The sequence below is a fragment of the Pseudomonas sp. PDM14 genome (assembly GCF_014851905.1).
In the GTDB taxonomy this organism is placed as follows: Bacteria; Pseudomonadota; Gammaproteobacteria; order Pseudomonadales; family Pseudomonadaceae; genus Aquipseudomonas.
The window spans coordinates 138443-161455 of sequence record NZ_JACVAQ010000002.1; the positions used below are offsets into that span (position 1 = coordinate 138443).

16 protein-coding genes and 1 pseudogene are annotated in these 23013 nt (G+C 64.3%); 7 read left to right on the top strand and 10 right to left on the bottom strand.

The features are described 5' to 3' along the window. The first annotated feature begins 61 nt into the window (after positions 1-61). The 3 genes from IB229_RS13330 to IB229_RS13340 all read left to right on the top strand — a co-directional run bounded on the left by IB229_RS13330 (position 62) and on the right by IB229_RS13340 (position 3397). Positions 62-1084, top strand: a complete 1023-nt coding sequence (locus tag IB229_RS13330; RefSeq protein WP_225579147.1) for an amidohydrolase family protein — start codon at positions 62-64, stop codon at positions 1082-1084. Between the two features lie 61 nt (positions 1085-1145). Next, complete coding sequence (locus tag IB229_RS13335; protein ID WP_192329695.1) at positions 1146-1607, top strand: DUF3859 domain-containing protein; 462 nt, start codon at positions 1146-1148, stop codon at positions 1605-1607. Between the two features lie 164 nt (positions 1608-1771). After that, complete coding sequence (locus tag IB229_RS13340) at positions 1772-3397, top strand: methyl-accepting chemotaxis protein (protein ID WP_192329697.1); 1626 nt, start codon at positions 1772-1774, stop codon at positions 3395-3397. Between the two features lie 61 nt (positions 3398-3458). Here IB229_RS13340 and fabB read toward each other — a convergent pair whose 3' ends face one another. From fabB to IB229_RS13365, 5 genes are all read right to left on the bottom strand, one after another. Further along, a complete protein-coding gene (gene fabB / locus IB229_RS13345; RefSeq protein WP_192329699.1) occupies positions 3459-4676 on the bottom strand; it encodes a beta-ketoacyl-ACP synthase I in 1218 nt (405 codons plus the stop codon). A gap of 11 nt (positions 4677-4687) precedes the next feature. After that, entirely contained in the window at positions 4688-5203 is a 516-nt protein-coding gene (gene fabA / locus IB229_RS13350; protein WP_192329701.1) for a 3-hydroxyacyl-[acyl-carrier-protein] dehydratase FabA, read from the bottom strand. A gap of 200 nt (positions 5204-5403) precedes the next feature. After that, positions 5404-7299 carry an ATP-binding protein gene (locus IB229_RS13355; protein ID WP_192329704.1) on the bottom strand — a complete coding sequence of 632 codons (1896 nt, stop codon included), beginning with the start codon at positions 7297-7299 and terminating at the stop codon, positions 5404-5406. Further along, positions 7296-8177: an ABC transporter substrate-binding protein gene (locus IB229_RS13360; protein WP_225579148.1), complete on the bottom strand. Its 882-nt coding sequence runs from the start codon at positions 8175-8177 to the stop codon at positions 7296-7298. Before IB229_RS13360 ends, IB229_RS13355 begins: the two co-directional genes overlap by 4 nt. A gap of 46 nt (positions 8178-8223) precedes the next feature. Next, a complete protein-coding gene (locus tag IB229_RS13365; RefSeq protein ID WP_318652111.1) occupies positions 8224-10317 on the bottom strand; it encodes a TonB-dependent receptor in 2094 nt (697 codons plus the stop codon). Positions 10318-10478: 161 nt separating this feature from the next. Here IB229_RS13365 and IB229_RS13370 point away from each other — a divergent pair, with 161 nt between their 5' ends. The 4 genes from IB229_RS13370 (at position 10479) to IB229_RS13385 (ending at position 14117) form a co-directional block, all read left to right on the top strand. Beyond that, positions 10479-11501 carry an NAD(P)H-dependent glycerol-3-phosphate dehydrogenase gene (locus tag IB229_RS13370; protein ID WP_192329708.1) on the top strand — a complete coding sequence of 341 codons (1023 nt, stop codon included), beginning with the start codon at positions 10479-10481 and terminating at the stop codon, positions 11499-11501. 43 nt (positions 11502-11544) lie between these two features. Next, positions 11545-11892: a DUF4389 domain-containing protein gene (locus tag IB229_RS13375; RefSeq protein ID WP_192329710.1), complete on the top strand. Its 348-nt coding sequence runs from the start codon at positions 11545-11547 to the stop codon at positions 11890-11892. After that, complete coding sequence (sixA, locus tag IB229_RS13380) at positions 11889-12344, top strand: phosphohistidine phosphatase SixA (RefSeq protein ID WP_192329712.1); 456 nt, start codon at positions 11889-11891, stop codon at positions 12342-12344. The genes IB229_RS13375 and sixA overlap by 4 nt, the downstream gene beginning before the upstream one ends. 120 nt (positions 12345-12464) lie before the next feature. After that, a complete protein-coding gene (locus IB229_RS13385) occupies positions 12465-14117 on the top strand; it encodes an AMP-binding protein (protein ID WP_192329714.1) in 1653 nt (550 codons plus the stop codon). 165 nt (positions 14118-14282) lie between these two features. Here IB229_RS13385 and cobA read toward each other — a convergent pair whose 3' ends face one another. The 5 genes and pseudogenes from cobA to IB229_RS13410 form a co-directional block, all read right to left on the bottom strand. After that, a complete protein-coding gene (gene cobA / locus IB229_RS13390) occupies positions 14283-15020 on the bottom strand; it encodes a uroporphyrinogen-III C-methyltransferase (RefSeq protein WP_192329716.1) in 738 nt (245 codons plus the stop codon). Positions 15021-15160: 140 nt separating this feature from the next. Next, entirely contained in the window at positions 15161-17875 is a 2715-nt protein-coding gene (locus IB229_RS13395) for a nitrate reductase (protein ID WP_192329719.1), read from the bottom strand. A 56-nt stretch (positions 17876-17931) separates the two neighbouring features. Next, a pseudogene (locus tag IB229_RS13400) lies at positions 17932-19152 on the bottom strand (NAD(P)/FAD-dependent oxidoreductase); the annotation flags it as partial. 266 nt (positions 19153-19418) lie between these two features. Further along, a complete protein-coding gene (locus tag IB229_RS13405) occupies positions 19419-21086 on the bottom strand; it encodes a bifunctional protein-serine/threonine kinase/phosphatase (protein ID WP_192329721.1) in 1668 nt (555 codons plus the stop codon). 302 nt (positions 21087-21388) lie between these two features. Further along, on the bottom strand, positions 21389-22600 hold the full coding sequence (locus IB229_RS13410; RefSeq protein ID WP_192329723.1) for a nitrate/nitrite transporter: 1212 nt from the start codon (positions 22598-22600) through the stop codon (positions 21389-21391). Positions 22601-23013: the final 413 nt, after the last annotated feature.

Below are 23013 nucleotides of genomic sequence, written 5' to 3' on the forward strand. Positions count from 1 at the left end.
GTGAACCAGCAGCGCGCTTCGCCGGTCTATCCTTGCCTTGCCCATTCACGGAGGATTGCCCTTGCGTATCTCGCGCCACCTGTTCGCCACGACCCTGGCCCTGCTCGCACTGGATTGCCTGGCGCGCGATTACCACTACAGCGATTCGCACCTGCACTACGTGGATTTCTTCCAGGAAACCGAGGGCATGAGCACGCTGCTGAAGGCGATGGATGCCGGCAAGATCGACCATGCGATGGTCTCCGGCATACCGGTGGCGAAGAAGTGGCACGAGGACGAACCCAAGCGCCCGCGCTACTACGCCGGTGACGACGCCGGTGCCTACTGGTACAGCGCCACCGACGTGTTTGTTGCGGCCGCCGTGAAGAAGCTCTCGCCGGAGCAGCGCAAGCGCGTGCACCCATTCCTCTCCGGCTTCAATCCCACCGACAAGAACGCCGATGCGCACATCCGTCGCATGCTCGAACTCGATCCGGGGCTGTGGCAGGGTCTGGGGGAAGTGTTCACCCGCCATGACGACCTCACCGCGCTGATCTATGGCGATACGCCGCGGGCCAACAACGAGGCGATGGCGCGGGTCTATCACCTTGCTGCCGAGTACGACCTGCCGGTGATGGTGCATTCCAACGTCACCTCCAAGCGCGAGCGCAACCCGTTGTACCTGGCGGAGATCGAAGACCCGCTGCGCAATCATCCGCACGTGCGGTTCATCTGGGCGCATGCCGGCACCAGCCTGGAAATCCACCGTCATCAGGAACACCTGGAGTTTCTCCACGGCACGCTCGAACGCATGCTTGGCGAATACCCGAACCTGTATATCGACCTGTCCTGGAGCGTGTTGCAGCCGTACCTGCTGGATGCCAAGGGCACGCCCGATCCGAAATGGCTGAAGCTGGTGGAGGCTTACCCAGACCGCTTCATGCTCGGCTCCGATGTCGTGGGGCGCTTCGAGGGTTTGGGCGACTACCTCCGGGCGTTCGATCCATTTCTCGACGCGTTGCCGGAGAAGGTCGCGCAGCAGGTCGCGCGGGACAACTTCCTCGCCGTGTTGCCGCGCAAGCGTCAGGCGCAGATCGCCGACTAACTGTCATCAGGCTGTAACGCAGTGGTCATAGCCTCGCGCCATCCCAATCAAGGAGCGCGATATGAAAGTCTTCAGCCTGACTGCCCTGGCGCTGAGCCTGGTCTCGACCATGACCCTGGCCGAGGTCCACGTCGACGGGCCGGTCGAGTACGGTGTGTTCGCCACCCAGTTCAAGGACCCGCAACCCGGCGAGCGCATTCTCAGTCGTTCCAACCAGAAGATCGAGCAGACCGACCAGGTGCCGGCGCGCCTCGGTAGCAAGTTCGGCATGCGTTACAACCTGCGCGGCAAGGTGGCCGGTGATCAGCCGCTGACCCTGTTGTACCTCACGCCGGGCCTGGTCAGTGTCGATGGCAAGCGCCAGGACAAGATCGAGCTGGTCCAGCAACTGGTGCCAGATGCCCCGCAGGACGTGATGGCCTTCGAATTCACCGAGCCGCATGAAGTGGTCGCCGGAGAGTGGACCTTCATGGTGTTCCAGGGAGATCGCCTGCTGGCGCAGCAGCGCTTCCAGGTTCGCTGACCCCGCCGTCGAGAAGAGCCCGGCGCAGCGATGCGCCGGGCTTTTTTGCGTTTGTCGCTAAAGCCGCGGGGTAGACAGGTCGATAGAGGGAGACGGGCAATCGGCTCGCAGAGCTGGCGCAAGACCAGCCACTGCCATTCGGATCTCTTGGAAAGGACGCTGTCATGTCGTTGAGAAATATCAAAGTCGCCACGCGAGCCGCTCTTGGCTTCGCCTTTATGGCCCTGCTGGTGCTGATTCTGGGTGGTTTCGCCCTGGTGCAGATGCAGCGCATGAATGCGCAGTCCAGCGAGGTCGACCAGGTCTGGTTGCCAAGCATCCTCGCCCTCAATGACGTCGGCCAGAACGCGCTGCGCGTGCGCGCCCTGACCCTGCGCCTGCTGGTGATCCGTGACGAGCAGGCCCTGCGTGACAACGAGCAGCGCCTGGAGGCCATCAAGCAGGACCTGCAGGCGGCCCAGAACCGCTACGAAGGCCTGATCAGCACGGACGAAGAACGCGCGCTGTACAACAGCTTCAACTCGGTCAAGGCGCAGTACATGCGCGAGCAGGAGCGAGTGGTCGACTACTCGCGCAAGGACATGATCGACGAGGCCATCGATGTCGCCAGCGGTGAGTTAAACCAGCACGCCGATGCCATGGTCAAGGCGCTCACGGACCTCACTGAACTCAACAAGCAGGGTGCCGGGCAGGCCGCGCAGAAAAACCGTGCGGTGTTCGACAGCGCCACTACTCTGGTCATCCTGCTGATGGTCACCGCCGTGGTGCTGACCATATTCCTGGCCCTGCTGCTGACTCGCAGCATCGTCCGGCCGCTGGCTCAGGCGGTAGGCGTGGCGCAGGTTGTCGCCTCCGGGGATCTGACCCAGGACATTTTTGTCGAGGGTGAGGACGAGCCTGCACAACTGCTGCAGGCTCTGAAAACCATGCAGCGCAGCCTGCGCGATACCATCCAGCGCATCGCCGACTCTTCCAGCCAACTGGCCTCGGCCTCCGAGGAGTTGCATGCGGTGACCGAGGATTCGACCCGCGGTCTGCATCAGCAGAACAACGAAATCGAACAGGCCGCCACCGCGGTCAACCAGATGACCGCGGCCGTCGAGGAAGTGGCACGTAACGCTGTGGACACCTCGGAAGCGTCACGCTCGACCGACCGCACGGCGAAGCAGGGGCAGGAACAGGTGCGCCAGACCGTGGAGTCGATCAGTCACCTGGCCCAGGATGTGACCAGCACCTCCAGCGAAGTCGGTGAGCTGGCCGGCAAGGTGCGCAATATCAGCCAGGTACTCGACGTGATTCGCGCAATCGCCGAACAGACCAACCTGCTGGCCCTCAACGCTGCCATCGAGGCGGCACGTGCCGGTGACGCGGGACGTGGGTTCGCGGTGGTAGCCGACGAGGTGCGCGCGCTGGCCCATCGCACGCAGCAGTCGACCCAGGAAATCGAGCAGATGATCGGCGGCATCCAGCAGGGCGCCGAGAAGGCGGTGAACGCGATGCAGGGCAGCAACTCGCGTGCACACTCGACCCTGGAGCTGGCGCAGGCGGCCGGCCGTGCGTTGGAAGAAATTACCCAGGCCATTGCCTCGATCAATGAGCGCAACCTGGTCATCGCCAGCGCCTCTGAAGAGCAGGCGCAGGTGGCGCGCGAGGTCGACCGAAACCTGGTGAACATCCGTGACCTGTCGCTGCAGTCGTCGGCCGGTGCCAACCAGACCAGTGCTGCCAGCCAGGAACTGTCGCGCCTGGCCGTGGACTTAAACAGCCTGGTGGCGCAGTTCCGTACCTGATCCATTTTCCCTGAGGAATAAAAAAACGGCGCCCTTGGGCGCCGTTTTCATTGCACGCTGATCAGCCTTTGTAGCGTTGCAGGATCAGCGTGGCGTTGGTACCGCCAAAGCCGAAGCTGTTGCTCATCACGGTGTTCAGCGTGGCGTTTTCACGCGTCTCACGCAGGATCGGCAGGTCGGCGACTTCCGGATCCAGCTCATCGATGTTGGCCGAGCCAGCGATGAAGTTGCCTTCCATCATCAACAGGCAGTAGATCGCTTCCTGCACGCCAGCGGCACCCAGGGAGTGACCGGAAAGGCTCTTGGTCGAGCTGATTGGCGGTGCCTTGTCGCCGAACACGGCGCGCACACCCTTGATTTCCGCGACGTCACCGACCGGGGTCGAGGTGCCGTGGGTGTTCAGGTAATCGATCGGTGCGTCGACGGTGGCCAGCGCCTGCTGCATGCAGCGGATCGCGCCTTCGCCGCTCGGGGCGACCATGTCGTAACCGTCGGAGGTGGCGCCGTAGCCGACGACTTCGGCGTAGATTTTCGCGCCACGCTTGAGTGCATGCTCCAGCTCCTCGACCACTACCATGCCGCCACCGCCAGCGATGACGAAACCGTCACGCTTGGCGTCGTAGGCGCGCGAGGCTTTTTCCGGGGTGTCGTTGTACTGGGTGGAGAGGGCGCCCATGGCGTCGAACAGGCAGCTCTGGCTCCAGTGTTCTTCCTCACCGCCGCCGGCGAAGACGATGTCCTGCTTGCCCAGCTGAATCTGCTCCATGGCCTGGCCGATGCAATGTGCGCTGGTGGCGCAGGCCGAGGAGATGGAGAAGTTCACACCCTTGATCTGGAACGGCGTGGCCAGACAGGCCGACACAGTACTGCCCATGGTGCGGGTGACGCGGTATGGGCCGATGCGTTTGACGCCTTTCTCGCGCAGGGTGTCGATGGCTTCCATCTGGTTCAGCGTGGAGGCGCCGCCAGAGCCGGCGATCAGGCCGGTGCGCGGGTTGGATACCTGCTCCGGAGTGAGGCCGGAATCGGCGATGGCTTTTTCCATCGACAGGTAGGCGTAGGCCGCGGCGTCGCCCATGAAGCGGAAGACCTTGCGGTCGATCAGCTCTTCAAGGTTGAGGTCGATTGAGCCGGACACGTGGCTGCGCAGCCCCATTTCAGCGTAAGCCGGGTTGAAACGGATGCCCGCCTTGCCTGTGCGCAGGCTGGCGGAAACGGTGTCTTTGTCATTGCCCAGGCACGAAACGATGCCCAGACCGGTGATCACGACGCGACGCATGCGGATAACCCTTAGAAATTGTCGGTGGAGGTGAACAGGCCGACGCGCAAGCCTTCGGCACTGTAGATTTCGCGGCCATCGACGCTGACGCTGCCATCGGCGATAGCCAGGATCAGCGAGCGGTTGATGGTGCGTTTGATATGGATGTTGTAGGTGACCTTCTTCGCGGTGGGCAGCACCTGGCCGAAGAACTTCACTTCGCCCGAACCCAGCGCACGGCCGCGGCCGGGGTTGCCCTGCCAGCCGAGGTAGAAGCCGACCAGCTGCCACATGGCGTCGAGGCCGAGGCAGCCGGGCATGACCGGGTCGCCTTCGAAGTGGCAGGCGAAGAACCACAGGTCCGGGGTGATATCGAGCTCGGCGACGATTTCGCCCTTGCCGTACTTGCCGCCGGTTTCGCTGATGTGAGCGATGCGGTCGATCATCAGCATGTTGGGGGCGGGCAGTTGCGCATTACCCGGGCCGAACAGCTCGCCGCGGCTACAGCGCAGCAGGTCTTCCCGGGTGAAGGCGTTTTGCTTGGTCATGCGAGCTCCTCAATGGCCCCGCCGCACGGGGCTAAGCGATACATCCTGGTCGCCGCAGGCTCTGGGCGTCTGTCGGCAGCGTAGTCATAGACTGTTGCGTGTTAGTGAAAGTCACAGTTCGTGTGAACACTCGTATACCGATATTGCTGCGGCGGGTGTTTCAGCAGTCCCGGTCTGACTCTAGCACTCCTGATTTACAACTAGTCGGGGCGGTTCAGCCAACGAAGCAACACCCGCTCCAGATCAGCACGTTTGAACGGTTTGGCCAGGTAATCGTTCATTCCTGCCTGCAAGCAGGCCTCCCGATCACCCTGTAGGGCGTTGGCGGTGAGGGCGATGATCGGTGTCGTACTGTAAGGCTTCTGCAGGCGGATTTGGCGCGTGGCTTCGTAACCGTCCATGACCGGCAGACGACAATCCATGAGAATCGCTGCGTAGGTGAACTGGCTGGCGCTGTGCACGGCCTGGACGCCATCGCCGACCAGGCTGACCTGATAACCGAGGCTGCGCAGCATGGCTTCGATCACCGTCTGGTTCACCGGGTTGTCCTCGACCAGCAGCACCTGCTGGCCATCGCCGGATGGTAGCGGCTGGTTGCTCGCCAGCTGCTGCGCGGCGGTGCGCAGGCTGAACGGCAGGGGAATCTCCAGGGTGAAGGTCGAGCCCTGTCCCTCGATACTCTGCGCGTGCAAGGTGCCGCCCATGCGTTCGGCCAGGGTGCGGGCGATCGACAGACCGAGGCCAGTGCCGCCATAGCGCCGGGAAATCGAGGTGTCGGCCTGCTGAAAGGCGTCGAACATGCGCTCAAGACGCTGCTGGGCAATGCCGATACCGCTGTCGTGGACCGCGCAGGTGAACCACAGCACTTCGTCGTCCAGCGATTGCCAGCGGGTCTCGATACGGATGCCGCCTTCCTCTGTGAACTTCAGTGCGTTGCCCAGCAGGTTGACCAGGATCTGGCGGATACGGGTCGGGTCCCCATGCACCTCGAAGGCCTCCAGGCCTGGCTGGTTTTCCAGGCGTAGATAAAGCCCATGCTGCTGTGCGCTGTGCTGGAACACCTGGATCGAGCCCTGCAGCAGTTCCAGCAAACTGAATGGAATGCGCTCCAGTTCCAGCGCGTCGCGTTCGATGCGAGAGAAGTCGAGGATGTCGTTGATCACCTTGAGCAGGTGTTCGGTGGACTCGGTGGCCAGCGCCGCGTACTCGGCCTGCTCCTGGGTCATTTCAGTGGTTTCCAGCAGTTGCAGCATGCCCAGTACGCCATTCATCGGGGTGCGCAACTCATGGCTCATCATCGCCAGAAAGTCGGACTTGGCGCGGTTGGCCTGTTCGGCTTCTTCCCGCGTCTTGATCAGCTGGGTCATGGATTGCTGCTGTTCGCTACTGGCCTTGGCCAGGCTGGCGGCGAGTGTATTGATATGCCGTGCCAAGTCACCGAGCTCGCCTTCGTCGGACTCGACCAGGCGTGTGTGGTAGTTGCCGGCCTGCAACGCATCCAGCGTACGCCCCATGTCGCTGAGCGGCTGAGACAGGCGCCTGGCCAACTGGCGAGCGAGCAGGAAGGTCAGAATCAGGGCGAACAGGCCGAGCACGGTCGCCTTGAGCAGAATCGCCTGCTGCCGGTCGGTAAAGGCTTCGCTGGACATGCCGACGACCACCCGGCCGAGGTAGCCGTCACTCTGCGGCGGGCCATCTGCCTGGCTGCTGAACTCGTCATCGAGGGTGATGCGCTGCAGGTTGATGGGCGCATGGAACACGTCCACGTTGAGATTGCCTGGATTGTCCGGCTGCTCGACGTAGACAAGGATGTTTTCCTCCTGATCGCGCACTTCGAGAAAGCGTACGTGGGGTGTCTTCAAGGTGGCCTGCAGCAGGCCGTCAAGCACATCGATATTGCCGGAGATCACCCCGTATTCGGTGGCAGGGGCCAGCTGGTTGGCGATCAACTGGCCATTGTGGTTGAGCTCCTGGCGCAGATCTTCCAGGCGCGCCTGGGTGAAGAAACCGGTCAGCAGCAAGGTCAACAACAAGGCTGGCCCGACACTGATCAACTGCGTTCGCGTATGAATATCCCATTTACGGCCTAGGATCATGGGCGTGACTCTCCTGCGGCCAGCCGGCGCGCCAGCTCGGCGTCGTCGGGTAGCGTAATGCCAAGTGCGCGGGCGACCTGTCGGTTGCTCTGCACGTTGAAACGGGCGGGATACTGTTCGCGTGGCCATTGCGCGGTCGGCTGGTCGAGCAGCTCGTCGAGGGTGTCCAGCCAGTTGCTCTGGTCGCTGTAAGTGCTGGCCAGGCTACCGGCGCGGACGAAGCTGACGGTGGGGCCGAACAGCGGACGCTGATGGGCATAGCTGCTCAGCAGCAGATTCTTGATGGTTTGGCGGTTATAGATAAGTGGGTCATCCAGGCCGAACAGCAGGTCGCTGTCTTCCAGGACTTGACGCAGTGCCTTGTTGTCGCGGTTGTCACGCCACTGGCGGGCGATCACCTCAAGGTTCAGCGACTGCGCGGTGCGACGCAGCTCATCGAGCAGGCCTGCGCTGGCCGGACTGTACAGGACGCCGATACGCGTGCTTTTCGGCAGCAGTGCGCGCGCGAGGCGCAGTTGCCGATCCAGTGGCGGATCGCTCCATAACAGACTGATGGTGTTGCTCGGCTTCCTCTGCAGCAGTACGTCAGCTTGCAGGCGGGACACCCGTAGCACCAACGCTGGCGTGGTGTTGGCCTGCTCCAGATAGTGCTTCAGTGCTTCGGTACCGAACAGAATCAACCGGGTATCGGCGCCTGGGGCAGTGCTCGGCAGTTCTTTGGAGAGGGCGAAGCGGATCTGGTCGTGCGGGCGGCGCTTTTGCAACGCCTCGGTGAATGCTTCCAGGGCTGGGCTTTGCTCGGGCGCACTCAGTAGCACCGACGCAGCCCAAGAGGGGCTGATCAATAGCGTGCAACAGAGCATCAGCAGCAGGCGCATCCTTGGCCCTCGAAGTGGCTGCATCCATGAGCGGGCTGTCAGCATCCTAGAATTCTAGCTCCGCACTGAGGTAGAGCAGGCGTCGCTCGTCGTAGAGATTTTCCTTCCAGGTCAGCGGTTCGTCATCCAGACGCTGCTGCATAACGCCGGCCAGCTGTAGATCCGTCGATCCCAAGCGAATCCGCTTGGCCAGGCGCAGGTCGAGGCGCTCGAAACGGTACTGGTTGAGCATGTCGGCGCCGTAGTAGAACACCGAACTTGACCAGCCGTGGCCCCAATCACGCAGCCAGCCGGCCGAGCCGCTGTTACGAGCAGTTAGGCGGTCATCCTGGCGGCTGGTGGCGACGAAGTCGACATAGGCATAGGTCAGACGCAAACGGTCAGCAGAGCCCAGGCGCCAGTCGAGCTGGGTTTCCGCGCCTTTGAAGCGGGTCATATCGTCGTTGCTGGGCTCGAAATTGTCCGCCTGCAGCGGTGCGCTGATCATGCGGTGAATTTCGTCGTAGAACAGCTTTACATCGACGGCCAGCCCGAGATCGGTAAACAGTCCGTTATAGCCAAGCTCGCGCGAGCGCATTATTTCCTGATCAAGATCGCCAGGACCGCGTGCGTGGGTGAAGAAGTAGGCGCTGCTGTTTCCATTGATAGTGGGAGTCAGGTTCGTGATTCGGTAGCGCCAATCGACATTGTTCTCATACATGTCCGCCGAGCGCACTGCTTCGGAGTACACCGCGCGCAAACCATGCTGCGGGGTAATCAAATAGTTGACTGCCAGGCGCGGGGTCAGCGAAGAGTCGGTCAATTCGTCGTCTTCGAACATTGCACCACCTTGCAGTACCCAATGCTCTCCCAGCGTCCATTCAACGTGGCCGAAGGCGCGCCAGAGCTGATTACTCAACTTGCCGTTGAAGAAAGTATCTGACGATGCCTGGTCATAGCGATAACTGAGGCCGCTGACCAGGCGCAGGTTGTCGGACAGGCTGTAGGTGTCTTGCAGCTCCAGGTCGTAACGGGTTTCACGCAAGTGCTTGTTGACGTTGCCGCAGGTAGGTTGATTGCCGCCACCGAGTATCTGGCCAAAGACCTGAGTGGCAAGGGCCTGCTGCTGGGGCGTGCCGCTGGAGATGCTTGCTGGGCGTTTGAGGACTTCATAGAAGTAGTCTGAGCCGAGTTGAAACAGCTCGGCCAACTGCGGGCTAAACGCGATAGCCCCCTCGCAGGCACGCCATTCCTGTTTGCGCTCCCAGTGCTGCACATTGCTTTGCACATAGAGGCTGTGCTGCGGGTTGAGGTCGAGGTTCCAGCGCAGCGAGCCGGCGTAGTCGCGGGCGACTACGTCGGAGTCGCTGTCTCCGGGCGGCAGGTCAAGGAAGATGCTTTCGTAATCGTAAGGCTCCTGATTGCTGCCTTCCTTGGCCGCCAGTTGCCAGTCGATCGACTGCTTCTCGTCCAGGGTATGGGTTGCCGACAGGTTGAAGCGGGTCAGGCGCCGACTGTCACGGTAATCGTCGCCACGGTGGTCGTGGTCGAAGCCGTCGTCTTCTTTACCTGAAAGCGACAGGCGCATGGCTCCCGAGCCCAGTTCAAAGCCCTGGCTCGCATAGAAGTCGCGGATGCCGCGCTGGCCCTGGGTGTATTTCAGGCGCGTGCCGCTGCTGTCCGCCGGATTGCGGGTGAGGATGTTGATCACCCCCATCAGGGCGTTGGCGCCATAGCTCACGCTGTTGGGGCCGCGGAACACTTCGATGCGCTCGATATCCTCGATGGCCACCGGAATGTCGGTCCAGTCCACGGTGGCGAGGCCGGGGCGATACACCGAGCGGCCGTCGATCAACACCTGCATGCGCCGCGCTTCGGTGACGTTGGTGCCGTGGTAGTTGACAGTGGACTCGTGGCCGCTGAGGTAGCCGACCATCATCCCCGGCACCAGGCGCATCAGCTCGGGGATGTCACGCGCGCCGGTGGCCTCGATCAGGGCCCGGTCGAGCACGGTCATACTGCCGGGTACGGCCGCTGGCGCCTGCTTCAGGCGAGTGGCGGTGAGTACCTCGGGCACGGCGTCATCGATGAACAGGTCGTCGGCCACGAGCGGTGTCGTGGTGACCAGAGCCAGCAGGGACAGCAGATGAGGTGTGCGCACGAAACGACCTTGGTTCGGGGGCAGAGTGCCAGCATGTTAACCGACATGCGAACGTTTGCCAGCGCATCGAATGCATCTATTGGTCGCAGGGCTGGCCGCCCGCTCGAGGCTCCGTAATAATGCCGCGACCCGCCATGTAGATGGCCTCGTATGGACGCATCATGACCGAGCAACAACCTGTCGCAGTGTTAGGGGGCGGCAGCTTCGGCACTGCCATTGCCAATCTGCTCGCCGAGAACGGCCAGCGCGTGCGCCAGTGGATGCGCGATCCGCAGCAGGCCGAGGCTATGCGCAGCAACCGCGAGAACCCGCGCTACCTCAAGGGTGTGAAGCTGCACGCGGGGGTCGAGCCGGTCACCGATCTGGCGCAGACCCTGCAGGATTGCGAGCTGGTGTTCGTCGCCTTGCCCTCATCGGCGCTGCGTCAGGCCTTGCAGCCGGTGGCCGAGCTGCTGCGCGGCAAGCTGCTGGTCAGCCTGACCAAGGGTATCGAGGCGCAGAGCTTCAAGCTGATGAGCGAAATTCTCGAGGAAGTTGCACCGGAGGCACGCATCGGGGTGATCTCCGGCCCCAACCTGGCCCGTGAGATCGCCGAGCAGGCACTGACCGCCACGGTCATCGCCAGCGACGACGAGGCGCTGTGCAAGCGCGTGCAGCAGGCACTGCACGGTCGCACCTTCCGCGTTTACGCCAGCAGCGACCGCTTCGGCGTCGAGTTGGGTGGCGCGTTGAAGAACGTCTACGCGATCATCGCCGGCATGGCGGTGGCCCTGGGCATGGGCGAGAACACCAAGAGCATGCTGATTACCCGGGCGCTGGCGGAGATGACCCGGTTCGCCGTCAAGCTCGGTGCCAACCCCATGACCTTCCTCGGCCTGGCCGGCGTGGGCGACCTGATCGTCACCTGCTCTTCGCCGAAAAGCCGCAACTATCAGGTCGGTTTCGCCCTCGGCGAAGGCCTCAGCCTGGAAGACGCAGTGGCACGCCTGGGTGAAGTGGCGGAAGGCGTGAATACCCTCAAGGTGCTGAAGAACAAAGCCGAAGAGCTGCAGGTCTACATGCCGTTGGTCGCGGGTTTGCATGCGATTCTTTTCGAGGGACGCACGCTGACCCAGGTCATCGAAGCGCTGATGCGCGGCGAGCCGAAGACCGACGTCGATTTCATCTCGATCAGCGGCTTCTGATTCCACCAGTCATTGATCCACCACCGCCGTAACGGAGAAACACATGAGCGAACCGAACAAGGAACTGGAGCGCGAGTCGATTGTGCTGCGCATTCTGTGGATGGTCATCTTCGCCATCGTCTGGCAGCTGGCGGAAATCGTCCTCGCCGGTGTGGTGCTGCTGCAGCTGGGCTACCGATTGATCTACGGTGCGCCGAATGCGGGTCTGCAGGGCCTGGGTGACAGCCTCAGCCAGTACCTGCGGCAGATCGGCCGTTTCGGCACCTTCAATACGGAAGAAAAGCCCTGGCCGTTCGCCGATTGGCCGACTCCAGTGGCGCCCGAGCACAATGATCCGCACGTGATCCCGCCTGCGCCACACCCCGTGCGCGATGAAGAACCCAAGTTGTGAGGCTGTGGCTGCTGCGCCACGGAGAAGCCGCGGCGTATGCGCGCAGTGATGCCGAACGCCCGCTGACCGCACGGGGCCGTGATGAAGTCCGTTGCAGCGCCGAACACCTGCGGGGCCAGGCGCTGCAGCGGATTCTGGTCAGCCCCTACCTGCGGGCGCAGCAGACCGCCGAACTGGTGCGCAGCACGCTGAACCTCGACTTGCCCCTGACCACGCTCGACTGGCTGACACCCGACGACGATCCCCGCGAGGTGGCCCGCCACCTCGACCCGTTCGAGGGCGGCGACGTACTGGTGGTCAGCCACAATCCGCTGCTTGGCGAACTGGTGGGATTCCTCGTTCATGGCCATCTGCAGCTGCCTGCGGCGATGCGCACGGCGAGCCTGGCGGCCCTCGATGGTGACCTGATCATGCCTGGCGCCATGCAGCTTTCTGCCCTGCATCACCCGTAATAGAGCCTGTCAGTCTTCGGATACATTTCTCTACTTGCGCCTCCTTGTTGCTCATGGAATATTCAACCAAGCAAGTGCTTGGTTGCTCCCTGTGAACAATAAAAACAACAAGGAGGCCCTGTGGCCAGTGCAGTCCTGTCACCCCTCGACGTGTTCTTCGAGCGAGAAGCGCGTCATCCGCGTAAGCGTTACCTGGTTCAGCCCCTGGGCGATGGCCAGCTGCTGGAGCTGAGTTGGGCCGATGTCGGCGAACAGGCACGCCGCGCCGCCAGCTGGCTGCGCAGCCTGGAACTGGCGCCGGGCAGCCGTATCGGTATCGTCTCGAAGAACTGTGCGCACTGGATCATCACCGACCTGGCGATCTGGATGGCCGGCCATGTGTCCGTGCCGCTGTACCCAAACCTGACGGCGGAAACCGTACGCCAGGTGCTGGAGCACGCCGAGGTCCGAGTGGTGTTCGTCGGCAAGCTGGACGACTGGCCTGGCATGGTCGGTGGCATACCCGAAGGCGTGCAGACCGTGGCCTTGCCGCTGCACCCGCAGGGCAGCTTCGACCGCCAGTGGGCGGACCTGCAGGCCTGCGCGCCGATCCAGGACACCCCGCGCCCGGCCCCCGACCAGCTCGCCACCATCGTCTACACCTCCGGGACCACCGGCATGCCCAAGGGCGTGATGCACAACTTCTCCAATTTCTCCTTCGCCGCCGGCAATGCCATCCAGCTGTTCGGCGTCGGTGAGAACGACCGCGTGCTGTCCTACCTGCCGCTGTGCCATGTGGCCGAGCGCATGTTCGTCGAGCTGTCGTCGCTGTACAGCGGGATGACGGTGTTCTTCGCCGAGAGCCTGGATACCTTCCTCGCCGACCTGCGCCGCGCGCGGCCTACGGTGTTCTTCGGCGTACCGCGGATCTGGACCAAATTCCAGATGGGGGTCTACGCCAAGATGCCCGCCAAGAAGCTGGATTTCCTCCTCGGCCTGCCGCTGCTCGGTCGCCTGTTTGGGCGCAAGGTGCTCAAGGGCCTGGGCCTGGACGCCGTGCGCTTCGGCCTGTCCGGCGCCGCACCGGTCCCGGAAACCCTGCTCAACTGGTACCGCCGCCTGGGCCTGGAGTTGCAGGAGGTCTACGGCATGACGGAGAACTGCGGTTACTCCCATGTCTGCCGTCCCGGCCTGTACAAGTCCGGCTGGATCGGCCAGCCGAACACCAACGTCGAGGTGCGCATCGCAGAGGATGGCGAAGTACAGGTGCGCAGCGGCGCGACCATGCAGGGTTACTACAAGGAGCCGGAGAAGACCGCCGAGACCATCACCGCCGACGGCTTCCTGCGCACCGGTGACAAGGGCGAGCAGGATGGCGACGGCAACCTGCGCCTGACCGGGCGGATCAAGGAAATCTTCAAGACCAGCAAGGGCAAGTACGTGGCCCCGGCGCCGATCGAGAATCGCCTGGCCGTGCACTCGCACATCGAGCAGGTGTGTGTGGTCGGTGATGGCCTGCCGCAGCCGCTGGCGCTGTGCGTACTATCGGAGGCGGGGCGCAAGGAGCCGCGCGAGCAGCTGGAAAGCAGCCTGCGCACCTTGCTGCAGGACATCAACCAGCAGCTCGACAAACCCGAGCGCCTCAGCGGCATGGTGCTGGTGGCCGAGATGTGGGCGGTCGACAACGGCTTCCTCACGCCGACCCTGAAGATCAAACGCAGCGTGGTCGAGAATGCCTACGGCAAGCACTTCCCGGCCTGGGGTGAAGCGGGCGAGGTGCTCTGGCAGGAATAGGGAGCCGGCGCTGTATCGTAGGGTGCGCCGTGCGCACCAGATGATTCCGCGGGGGCCGGTGCGCATGGCGCACCCTACGGGGAAACCTGGGCATCACGCGACACTGCGCATAAAAAAGCCCGGCCAAACGGCCGGGCCAAGGTTGCTCCGCAGGAGCGAAGGGGATCAGGCTGTCTCTGCCAGGGCATTGATCTGCTGTTGCGCGGCGACCTCGCCGATTACCAGGATCGCCGGGCTTTTCAGCTGGAAGTCGTGGGCCGCCTGCTGCATGGCGGCCAGGGTGCTGCGGCACTCGCGTTGATGGGGCAGGGAGGCGTTCTCGATCATCGCCACCGGCATGTCGTCGCGCATGCCACCGGCGAGCAGACTTTCGCGAATCTCCGGCAATTTGGCCACGCCCATGTACACCACCAGGGTGGTGCCGCTCTGCGCCAGTGCTGGCCAGTTCAGGCTGCTGTCGTCCTGGGTGTGGGCGGTGACCAGGGTCACGCCACGGGCCACGCCGCGCAGGGTCAGGGGAATCCCGCAGTTGGTGGCACCGGCGAGACCTGCGGTAATGCCGTTGACCATTTCCACCTCGATGCCGTGCTCGGCCAGCCAGTCGGCTTCCTCGCTGCCACGGCCGAAGATGCACGGGTCGCCGCCTTTCAGGCGCACCACGCATTTGCCCTGGCGGGCGTAACGCAGCATCAGCCGATGGATGAAGGCCTGCGGGGTGGAACGGCAGCCGCCGCGCTTGCCGACCGGCACGATGCGGGCCGAGGGGCAGTGCTCCAGCACGGCCGGGTTGACCAGGTCATCGATCATCACGATCTCGGCCTGATTCAGGGCTTTGACTGCCTTGAGGGTCAGCAACTCCGGGTCACCGGGGCCGGCACCGACCAGCCAGACTTTTGCGCTCATGTTCGAATCCTCATTCAGTTCCTACGGTTCCCATGCATCAGCGTGGAAAACCGAAATCAGGTGGCGCTGCGCATCCCTTGAGACGCGGAGCGTCTCGGGCTGCGTACCCACGCAGAGCGTGGGCACGATCAATAATCAGGTCAGGCGGTTACTGCCACTGGCTGCGTGGCCAGCAGTCGTTTGATTTCCGGAACGCAAGAGCCGCAGCTTGTGCCGCACTTGAGCTCGCGTTTCAAGCCGTTCAGGTCAAGCCCGCGCAAGATTCCTGCACAAACAGCGTCTTCGCTGACGTTCAGGCAGTTGCACAGGGTCCTGGTTTTCTTCGTGCCGGCCGCGCCAGGAGGTGTCGACAACGGCGCGAGCAGCCAGCGGCGCAGGCTGGCGTCGGCCTTGCCGTCGCTCCACAGCGCCTTGAGCCAGTGGCGCGCGGCCGTTTCACCGGCCAGGCGGATGGCGGTGATGCGCCCGTCCTCGATGCGCACGCGCTTGCCCACGGCGCGGCGCGGGTCGTCATAGGCCAGCACCGGGCCCTGGTCGATGCCGAGCAGGGCGTCGATCTGGGCGAGCAGGGCGGAATCCGGGGCCTCCGGGCTGGCGGCGCGAATCTGCAGAGCCGGGCGCTCGCGACCGGTCAGCGTCAGGCTGGCGAAGGCGAAGGGCTCGAACAGGGGGCGCAGGGCGCTGAAACGCTGCTGCACATCGCCCTCGACCAGGGCGAAGAACTGCCAGGGCAGGCGCGCATCGCTGACTTCGATGGCCGCCTGCTTCAGCTCCGGCTGCTTGGACAGCGGGTCGAATGCCGGCTGGGTCAGCACGTTGGTGCCCAGGCCCTTGAGGAAGCGGTCGCCCCAGTGCATCGGCAGATAGGCCTGGCCAACGCGCACGGCCTCGTCAGCCTCCACCGGGACGACCAGGCTGCCGCGGCGGCTGTCGATCTTCACCAGGTCGCCGTTGAGCAGGTGGCGGGCGCGCAGCTCGTCCGGGTGCAGGCCGAGCACGGCTTCCTCGACATGGCCGAACAGGCGGGCAGCGGTACCGGTGCGACTCATGCCGTGCCACTGGTCGCGCAGGCGGCCGGTGTTGAGGGTCAGCGGGAAGTGCACCTCGCGCTGCTCCTGCGCCGCCATATACGGCTCGGCGAGAAACTTCGCACGGCCATTGGCGGTGGCGAAGTGGCCGTCGGCGTACAGGCGCGGTGTGCCCGGGCTGGTGCTGTGCGGGAACGGCCATTGCTGCGGGCCGCGTTCGTCGAGAATGGCGTAGCTCAGGCCGCTATAGTCGAGGTCGCGGCCACGGGTGAGCTGCTTGTACTCGTCGAACAGCTGCTGGTTATCGGTGAAGTCGAACAGGCTCGGCTGGCCCGGACGCAACAGGGTTTCCAGACGGCGGGCGAAGTCGCTGGTGATGGCCCAGTCCGGGCGCGCCTCGCCGGGGGCCGGCACGGCGCTACGCACATGACTGATGCGCCGTTCCGAGTTGGTCACCGTGCCCTGTTTCTCGCCCCAGCTGGCGGCGGGCAGCAGCAGGTCGGCGTAGGCGCAGGTTTCGGTGGTGAAGAAGGCTTCCTGCACTACCACGAACGGGCAGGCACGCAGCGCTTCATGCACCTTGCTCTGGTTCGGCAGCGACTGCGCCGGGTTGGTACAGGCGATCCACAGCGCCTTGATGGTACCGGCGTGCACCGCGTCGAACAGCTCGATGGCGGTCAGCCCGGTGGTCTGTGGCAAGGCCTCGACGCCCCAGTAGGCGGCGACATCGGCGCGGTGCTCGGCATTGCCCGCTTCGCGGTGGCCGGGCAACAGGTTGCTCAGGCTACCGGTCTCGCGGCCGCCCATGGCGTTGGGCTGACCAGTGAGGGAGAACGGCCCGGCGCCGACCTTGCCGATCTGCCCGGTGGCCAGGTGCAGATTGATCAGCGCGCTGTTCTTCGCGCTGCCGGCCGTGGACTGGTTGAGGCCCATGCACCACAACGAGAGAAAGCTGCGCGTGGTGCCGATCAGTTCGGCGGCTTGCTGCAGGTCCGCCACGCTGATGCCGCAGATATCGGCGACCAGCTCCGGACTGTAGTCGCGTACCAGGCTTTTCAGCGCATCGAAGCCTTCGGTGTGGGCGTCGATGTAGTCGCGGTCGATCCAGCCTTCCCACATGAGGATGTGCAGGATGCCGTGGAACAGTGCCACGTCGGTGCCCGGCAGGATCGCCAGGTGCAGGTCGGCCAGGTCGCAGGTGTCGGTACGGCGCGGGTCGACGACGATGATCTTCATCTCCGGCCGCGCGGCTTTTGCTGCTTCCAGGCGACGGAACAGGATCGGGTGGGCATAGGCCATGTTGCTGCCGGCGATCAGCAGGCAATCGCTCTGCTCGATGTCTTCATAGCTGCACGGCGGCGCGTCGGCGCCCAGGCTGCGCTTGTAGCCGACCACGGCCGAGGACATGCACAGGCGCGAATTGCTGTCGATGTTGTTGGTGCCGACCACCGCGCGGGCCAGCTTGTTGAAGGCGTAGTAGTCCTCGGTCAGCAACTGGCCGGAAATATAGAAAGCCACGCTGTCCGGGCCATGCTCGCGGATGGTTTCGGCGAACACGTGGGCGGCGTGGTCCAGCGCGCTGTCCCAGTCGCTGCGGCTGCGCGCCAAGCCCTTGCCCAGGCGTAGCTCGGGGTACAGGCCGCGGGCGTCGAGGTCGCCGGTCAGGTGCAGGGTCGAGCCCTTGCTGCACAATTTGCCGAAGTTCGCCGGGTGCGTCGGGTCGCCCTGCACGCCGAGGATCTTCTCGTCGTCGTGTTCGATCAGCACGCCGCAGCCCACGCCGCAGTAGCAGCAGGTCGAGGCGGTGGTGCGGATGGGGTTGGGCATGTGCGTGGTATCCGTCATCTGTGCTCGGCTCAGGCGCACTGCGCCGCATCGTCGAGACCGGCCGCGCCGACGCAGCTGGCGCCGAACATCAGGTGATCGCGGATCTCGCTGATGTTGGCGTGCTCGCGCACCTGGTTGAAGTACCAGCCGCCGTCGACGGTGTCGCCATACAGGCAGGCGCCGACCAGCACGTCGTCCTTGACCACCAGCTTCTTGTACACGCCGTCCAACGGGTCGGTGAGGGTGATGGTCTCGGTGCCGTCGGCGCCCATGAAGTCGCCGGCGGAGAACAGGTCGATGCCGGTCACCTTCAACTTGGTCGAGGTCACCGAACCCTGGTAACGGGCAAAGCCGAGCTGGGCCAGGTGGTTGGCGCAGACCTTGGCCTGCTCGAACAGCGGCGCGACCAGGCCATAGGCGATGCCGCGGTGGTTGGCACATTCGCCAACCGAGTAGATGCGCGGGTCGAAGGTCTGCAGCGTGTCGTTGACCAGGATGCCGCGGTTGCACGGCAGGCCGGCTTTTTCCGCCAGCTCGGTATTGGGGCGGATACCGGCGGCCATCACCACCAGGTCGGCGGGGATGGCGTCGCCGCTCTTGAAGGTCACCGCGCAGACGCGGTTATCGCCGTTGTCCATCAGCTCGGCGGTCTGTTCATTGAGGCGAAAATGAATGCCGCGGGCCTCCAGTGCGCGTTGCAACAGCACGCCGGCGGTCTTGTCGAGTTGGCGTTCGAGCAGCCATTCGGAGAGGTGCACCACGGTCACGTCCATGCCGCGCTGGCGCAGACCGTTGGCCGCTTCCAGGCCGAGCAGACCGCCGCCGATGACCACGGCATGGCTGTGGGTCTTGGCGGTGTCGATCATCGCCTGGGTGTCGGCGACGTCGCGGTAGGCGATCACTCCGCGCAGCTTGTTGCCGGGAATCGGCAGCATGAACGGGTTGGAGCCGGTGGCGATGACCAGGCGATCGTATTCGGCCTGGCTGCCGTCGTCGGCGATCACCAGACGCTTCTTGCGGTCGATTCGCACGACCTTGCGGTTGAGCATCAGGGTGATGCCGTTGGCGGCGTACCAATCGAGGTCGTTGAGCACGATGTCGGCGAAGCTCTGTTCGCCGGCCAGCACCGGCGACAGCAGGATGCGGTTGTAGTTGGGGTGCGGCTCGGCGCCGAACACGGTGATGTCGTAGAGGTCCGGGGCGAGCTTGAGCAGCTCCTCCAGCGTCCGCACGCCGGCCATACCGTTGCCAACCATTACCAGCTTGAGTTTTTTCATGCCGGTCATCTCCTGGGTAAAAATCGTGAGCAACAAAAAAGGCGTCCCGCTAGTTGCCTAGCGAGGACGCCTTTGTCCTGTCCCGATCTGCCGGGAAGCAGAGCCGCTCTACGTTGAGGGCCGTGCCTTATGTCTGTCGTTTTCTCTAAAGCAGGTGGCGTGCCAACTGTTTGGATACCGCGGTTTGCTGCAATGACGGCGCCATCGGATGGTTTTCGACGAGTTTTCTGCACCCGTTTAAGGCAAGACGCGCCGTGCTGGTGCGGTCAGCGCAGCAAAGCGATGAGCAGCACCAGGTTGAGCAGCAGAGAGCCCAATGCCACGCCGCGCCAGACCAGCAGAGGTTCGCGGTCCAGCAGCGGGCGCGGGCGTACGCTGAGTGCCTGGCGCTCGCCCTGTTCCAGGCTCAGCAGCCATTCCTCGGCGGTCTCGAAGCGTTCAGCGGGGTTGCTGGCGACGGCGCGTAGCAGGCAGTCGTCGAGCCAGGCCGGCAGGTCCGGGCGATAGCGGCTGGGCGCGGTCGGTTTGCCGAAACGCGGGTGTTGGAACGCCTCGATCTCGCCGTAGGGATAGTGCCCGGTGAGCAGGTGGTAGAGCGTCACGCCGGCGGCGTAGAGGTCTTGCTGCGGGCTGGGTTTGCCGCCAGAAAAGGCTTCCGGGGCAATGTAGCTGGGGGTGCCGGGCAATGAGTGGCTTTCGTCGCGGGACAGACCAGGGCAATAGGCCAGGCCGAAATCGAGCACGCGCAGCTCGCCGTCGTCGCACCAGAGCAGGTTTTCCGGCTTGATGTCGCGGTGCAGGATATTGCGCCGATGCAGCATGCCCAGGGCCTTGAGCAGGCGCGGCGCCAGTTCCAGCCATTCCGGCAGGGCCAGTTGCCCGGACAGGCGCAGGTGCTCGGCCAGGGTCTGCCCCGAATGCTCACGCTGCACGTAATAAAGATGCTGGCGCTGCGGCAGCGGATGCGCCTCGGCGAAGTGACGCCCGGCCACGCGGCGCAGGAACCATTCCTCGAGCAACAGCGCGGGGCCGGCCTGGGGTTCGTCATGGCGGCTGGCCGGTAGGGTTTTCAGCAGCCAGCGGCGCGACTGGTTGTCTCGCACGCGGTAGACCAGCGACTGACGCGACTCGGCGAGCAGACGTTCGACCTGCCAGCCCTCGAACGACTGGCCCTCACGCAGCACTGGCGGCAGCGGCCAGTGCTCGAGCTGGGCGAGGGTGTCGGCGAGGTCGTTCTCCGGCAGCTCCTGAACCTGTACCAGTACCGCGCTGGCGTTGTCCTGGCTGCCGGCCAGGTGTGCGGCGGCGACCAGCGCCTTGCACGCGGTGCCAGGGTCGGTTTCGTCGGCGAGCATGTTGTGGATGCCACGGTCGCCGAGGGTCGACCAGACGCCGTCGCTGACCAGCAGGAAGGCTTCGCCTTCGCGCAGTTCGCCTTCCAGGTAATCGACCACCAGGTGCTGGTCCAGGCCCATGGCGCGCTTGAGCACGTGCTGCATGCCCGGTTGTTCCCATACATGGTCTTCGCTGATCCGCTCTAGCGTGCCGTCATGCCAGCGGTAGGCGCGGCAATCGCCGACATGCGCGAGGGTGAAGCGCCGCCCGCGCAGGACCAGGGCGGTGAGCGTGGTGAGTAGTGGCTGGCCGCCACCATTGGCCTGCAGCCAGCGGTTGTGGGCGACTAGCAGACGATCCAGCGATTGCGTGACGGCCCAGGTTTCCGGCGTGGCGTAGTAGTCCAGGGCGAGGGCCTGCAAGGTGGCGCGGGCGGCCAGGCCGCCATCGGCGCATTGGCTCACGCCATCGGCGAGGGCGAACAGCAGGCCTTTGCTCGCGGCCAGGGCCGGCGCGGGGGTGACCACGCGGATGGCGTCCTGGTTTTCCGCACGCGGGCCGGTGGCGCTGGCTTCGCCGAATGTCAGTTGCAGGGCCATCTGCTGCTCTCGTGAGTGGGGGGACAGCAAGTCGGTTGCGGCAAAGGCGAAGCCTGTCCGGCTTCCTTGGAGCGCCGCCGTTGCCGGCGGTTTTCCACCTTTCCTGACCAGTGCGTGAAGGCTGAACGGGCTTCGCCTTTGTCGCAACCGACCTGAGTGATCAATCGGAAGAGTCTGTCTTGAGGATGGACCAAGGCAGGCTCTCAGAACCGGCTTACGATCTTTTGAGACCGTAGGGCGGGTTGAACGCAGCGATATCCATCAGTGCCGCGATGGGTATCGCTGCCCGCCCATCCTGCGCTTTAAACGCGGGCGACGGTCATTGCCGCGCTGCCCCAGGTGGTGCGCCAGCGCTGCTTGACGCCATACAGGCCGAACCAGGCCAGTACCCCGAGGCTGGCGAACAGCCAGAGGCCGAGCTGGTAGGAACCGGTGGACTGCTTGATCGCGCCGAGCCCGGCGGTCAGACAGAAGCCGCCGATACCGCCGGCCATGCCGATCAGGCCGGTCATCACGCCGATTTCCTTGCGAAAGCGCTGCGGCACCAACTGGAACACCGCGCCGTTGCCGGCACCGAGGCTGAGCATGGCGACCACGAACAGGGCCAGGGCGGCGAACGAGCTGGGCAGGTTGAAGCCGACCGCAACGATGCAGATCGAGGTGCAGGTGTACACCACCAGCAGCGTACGGATGCCGCCGATACGGTCGGCCAGGGCGCCGCCGAGCGGGCGCATCAGGCTGCCGGCGAACACGCAGGCGGCGGTGTAATAGCCGGCCTTGACCGGGTCGAAGCCGTACTGGTCGTGGAAGTAGCCGGGCAGGGTGCTGGCCAGGCCGAGGAAACCGCCGAAGGTCACGCTGTAGAACAGCATGAACCACCAGCTGTCGCGGTCACCGAGGGCCTTGAGGTAGTCGGCCATGGATTTCACCGGCGGCCGCTCCGGGGCGTTGCGCGCCACGCTGGCGAAGATGATCAGCACCAGGATCAGCGGGATCAGCGCCAGGCCGAACACGTTGCTCCAGCCGAACATCCCGGCCAGCAACGGGGCGAAGAGGGCGGCGAACACCGTGCCAGAGTTACCCGCGCCGGCGATGCCCATGGCCTTGCCCTGGTGTTGCGGCGGATACCACTGCGAGGCCAGCGGCAGGGCGACGGCGAAGGACGCACCGGCGAAGCCGAGGAACAGGCCGAGGAGCAGGGCCTGCTCGTAGGTTTTCACCCCGTGCACCCAGGCTACGGCCAAGGCGGCGATGACGATCACCTGGCCGACCAGACCGGCGCTTTTCGGTGAGGTGCGGTCGGCCAGCAGGCCCATGAGAAAACGCAGCACGGCACCGGCGAGGATCGGCGTGGCGACCATCATTGCCCGTTGCTGGGTGGTCAGGCCGAGGTCGGCGGCGATCTGCACACCGAGCGGGCCGAGCACGTACCAGACCATGAAACTCAGGTCGAAATAGAGAAAGGCGGCGAACAGGGTCGGAGCATGGCCGGCTTTCCAGAAACTTGTATTCATCCAACACCTCGTCAGCAGAATGGGGTCCCGGTTGGTGGCAACGCGCGATGATCGTGGGCATCGCGTGCCGCCACCGGCCGGGTCGGGCGGCTGCTTGTGGCATCCGCCCCTGAGGCCGAAGCCACAGCAGTTGGGAGAGCATTGCCGGCCGATGTCCGGATCGCGGTCCGTCGGCCCGCCCCATCGCTGGGGCCGAAACGCAAAAGGCGTCGCACCACCTGGCCGCTTGGGAGCGGGAGTGATGCGACGCCTTTGTCGTGATTCTGGGCAACCGCCGTTGGATGCCTGGTGATGTGCCTACAGCAAGAGCCGGGCCAAGGCCGCGAAGGCCCTGAAACGCCGCTTTACAGCCACGGCCATGAGCATTCCCCGGCTCAATACGGTGCGGTGAGGCGGTGCTCGCACCGTATTGA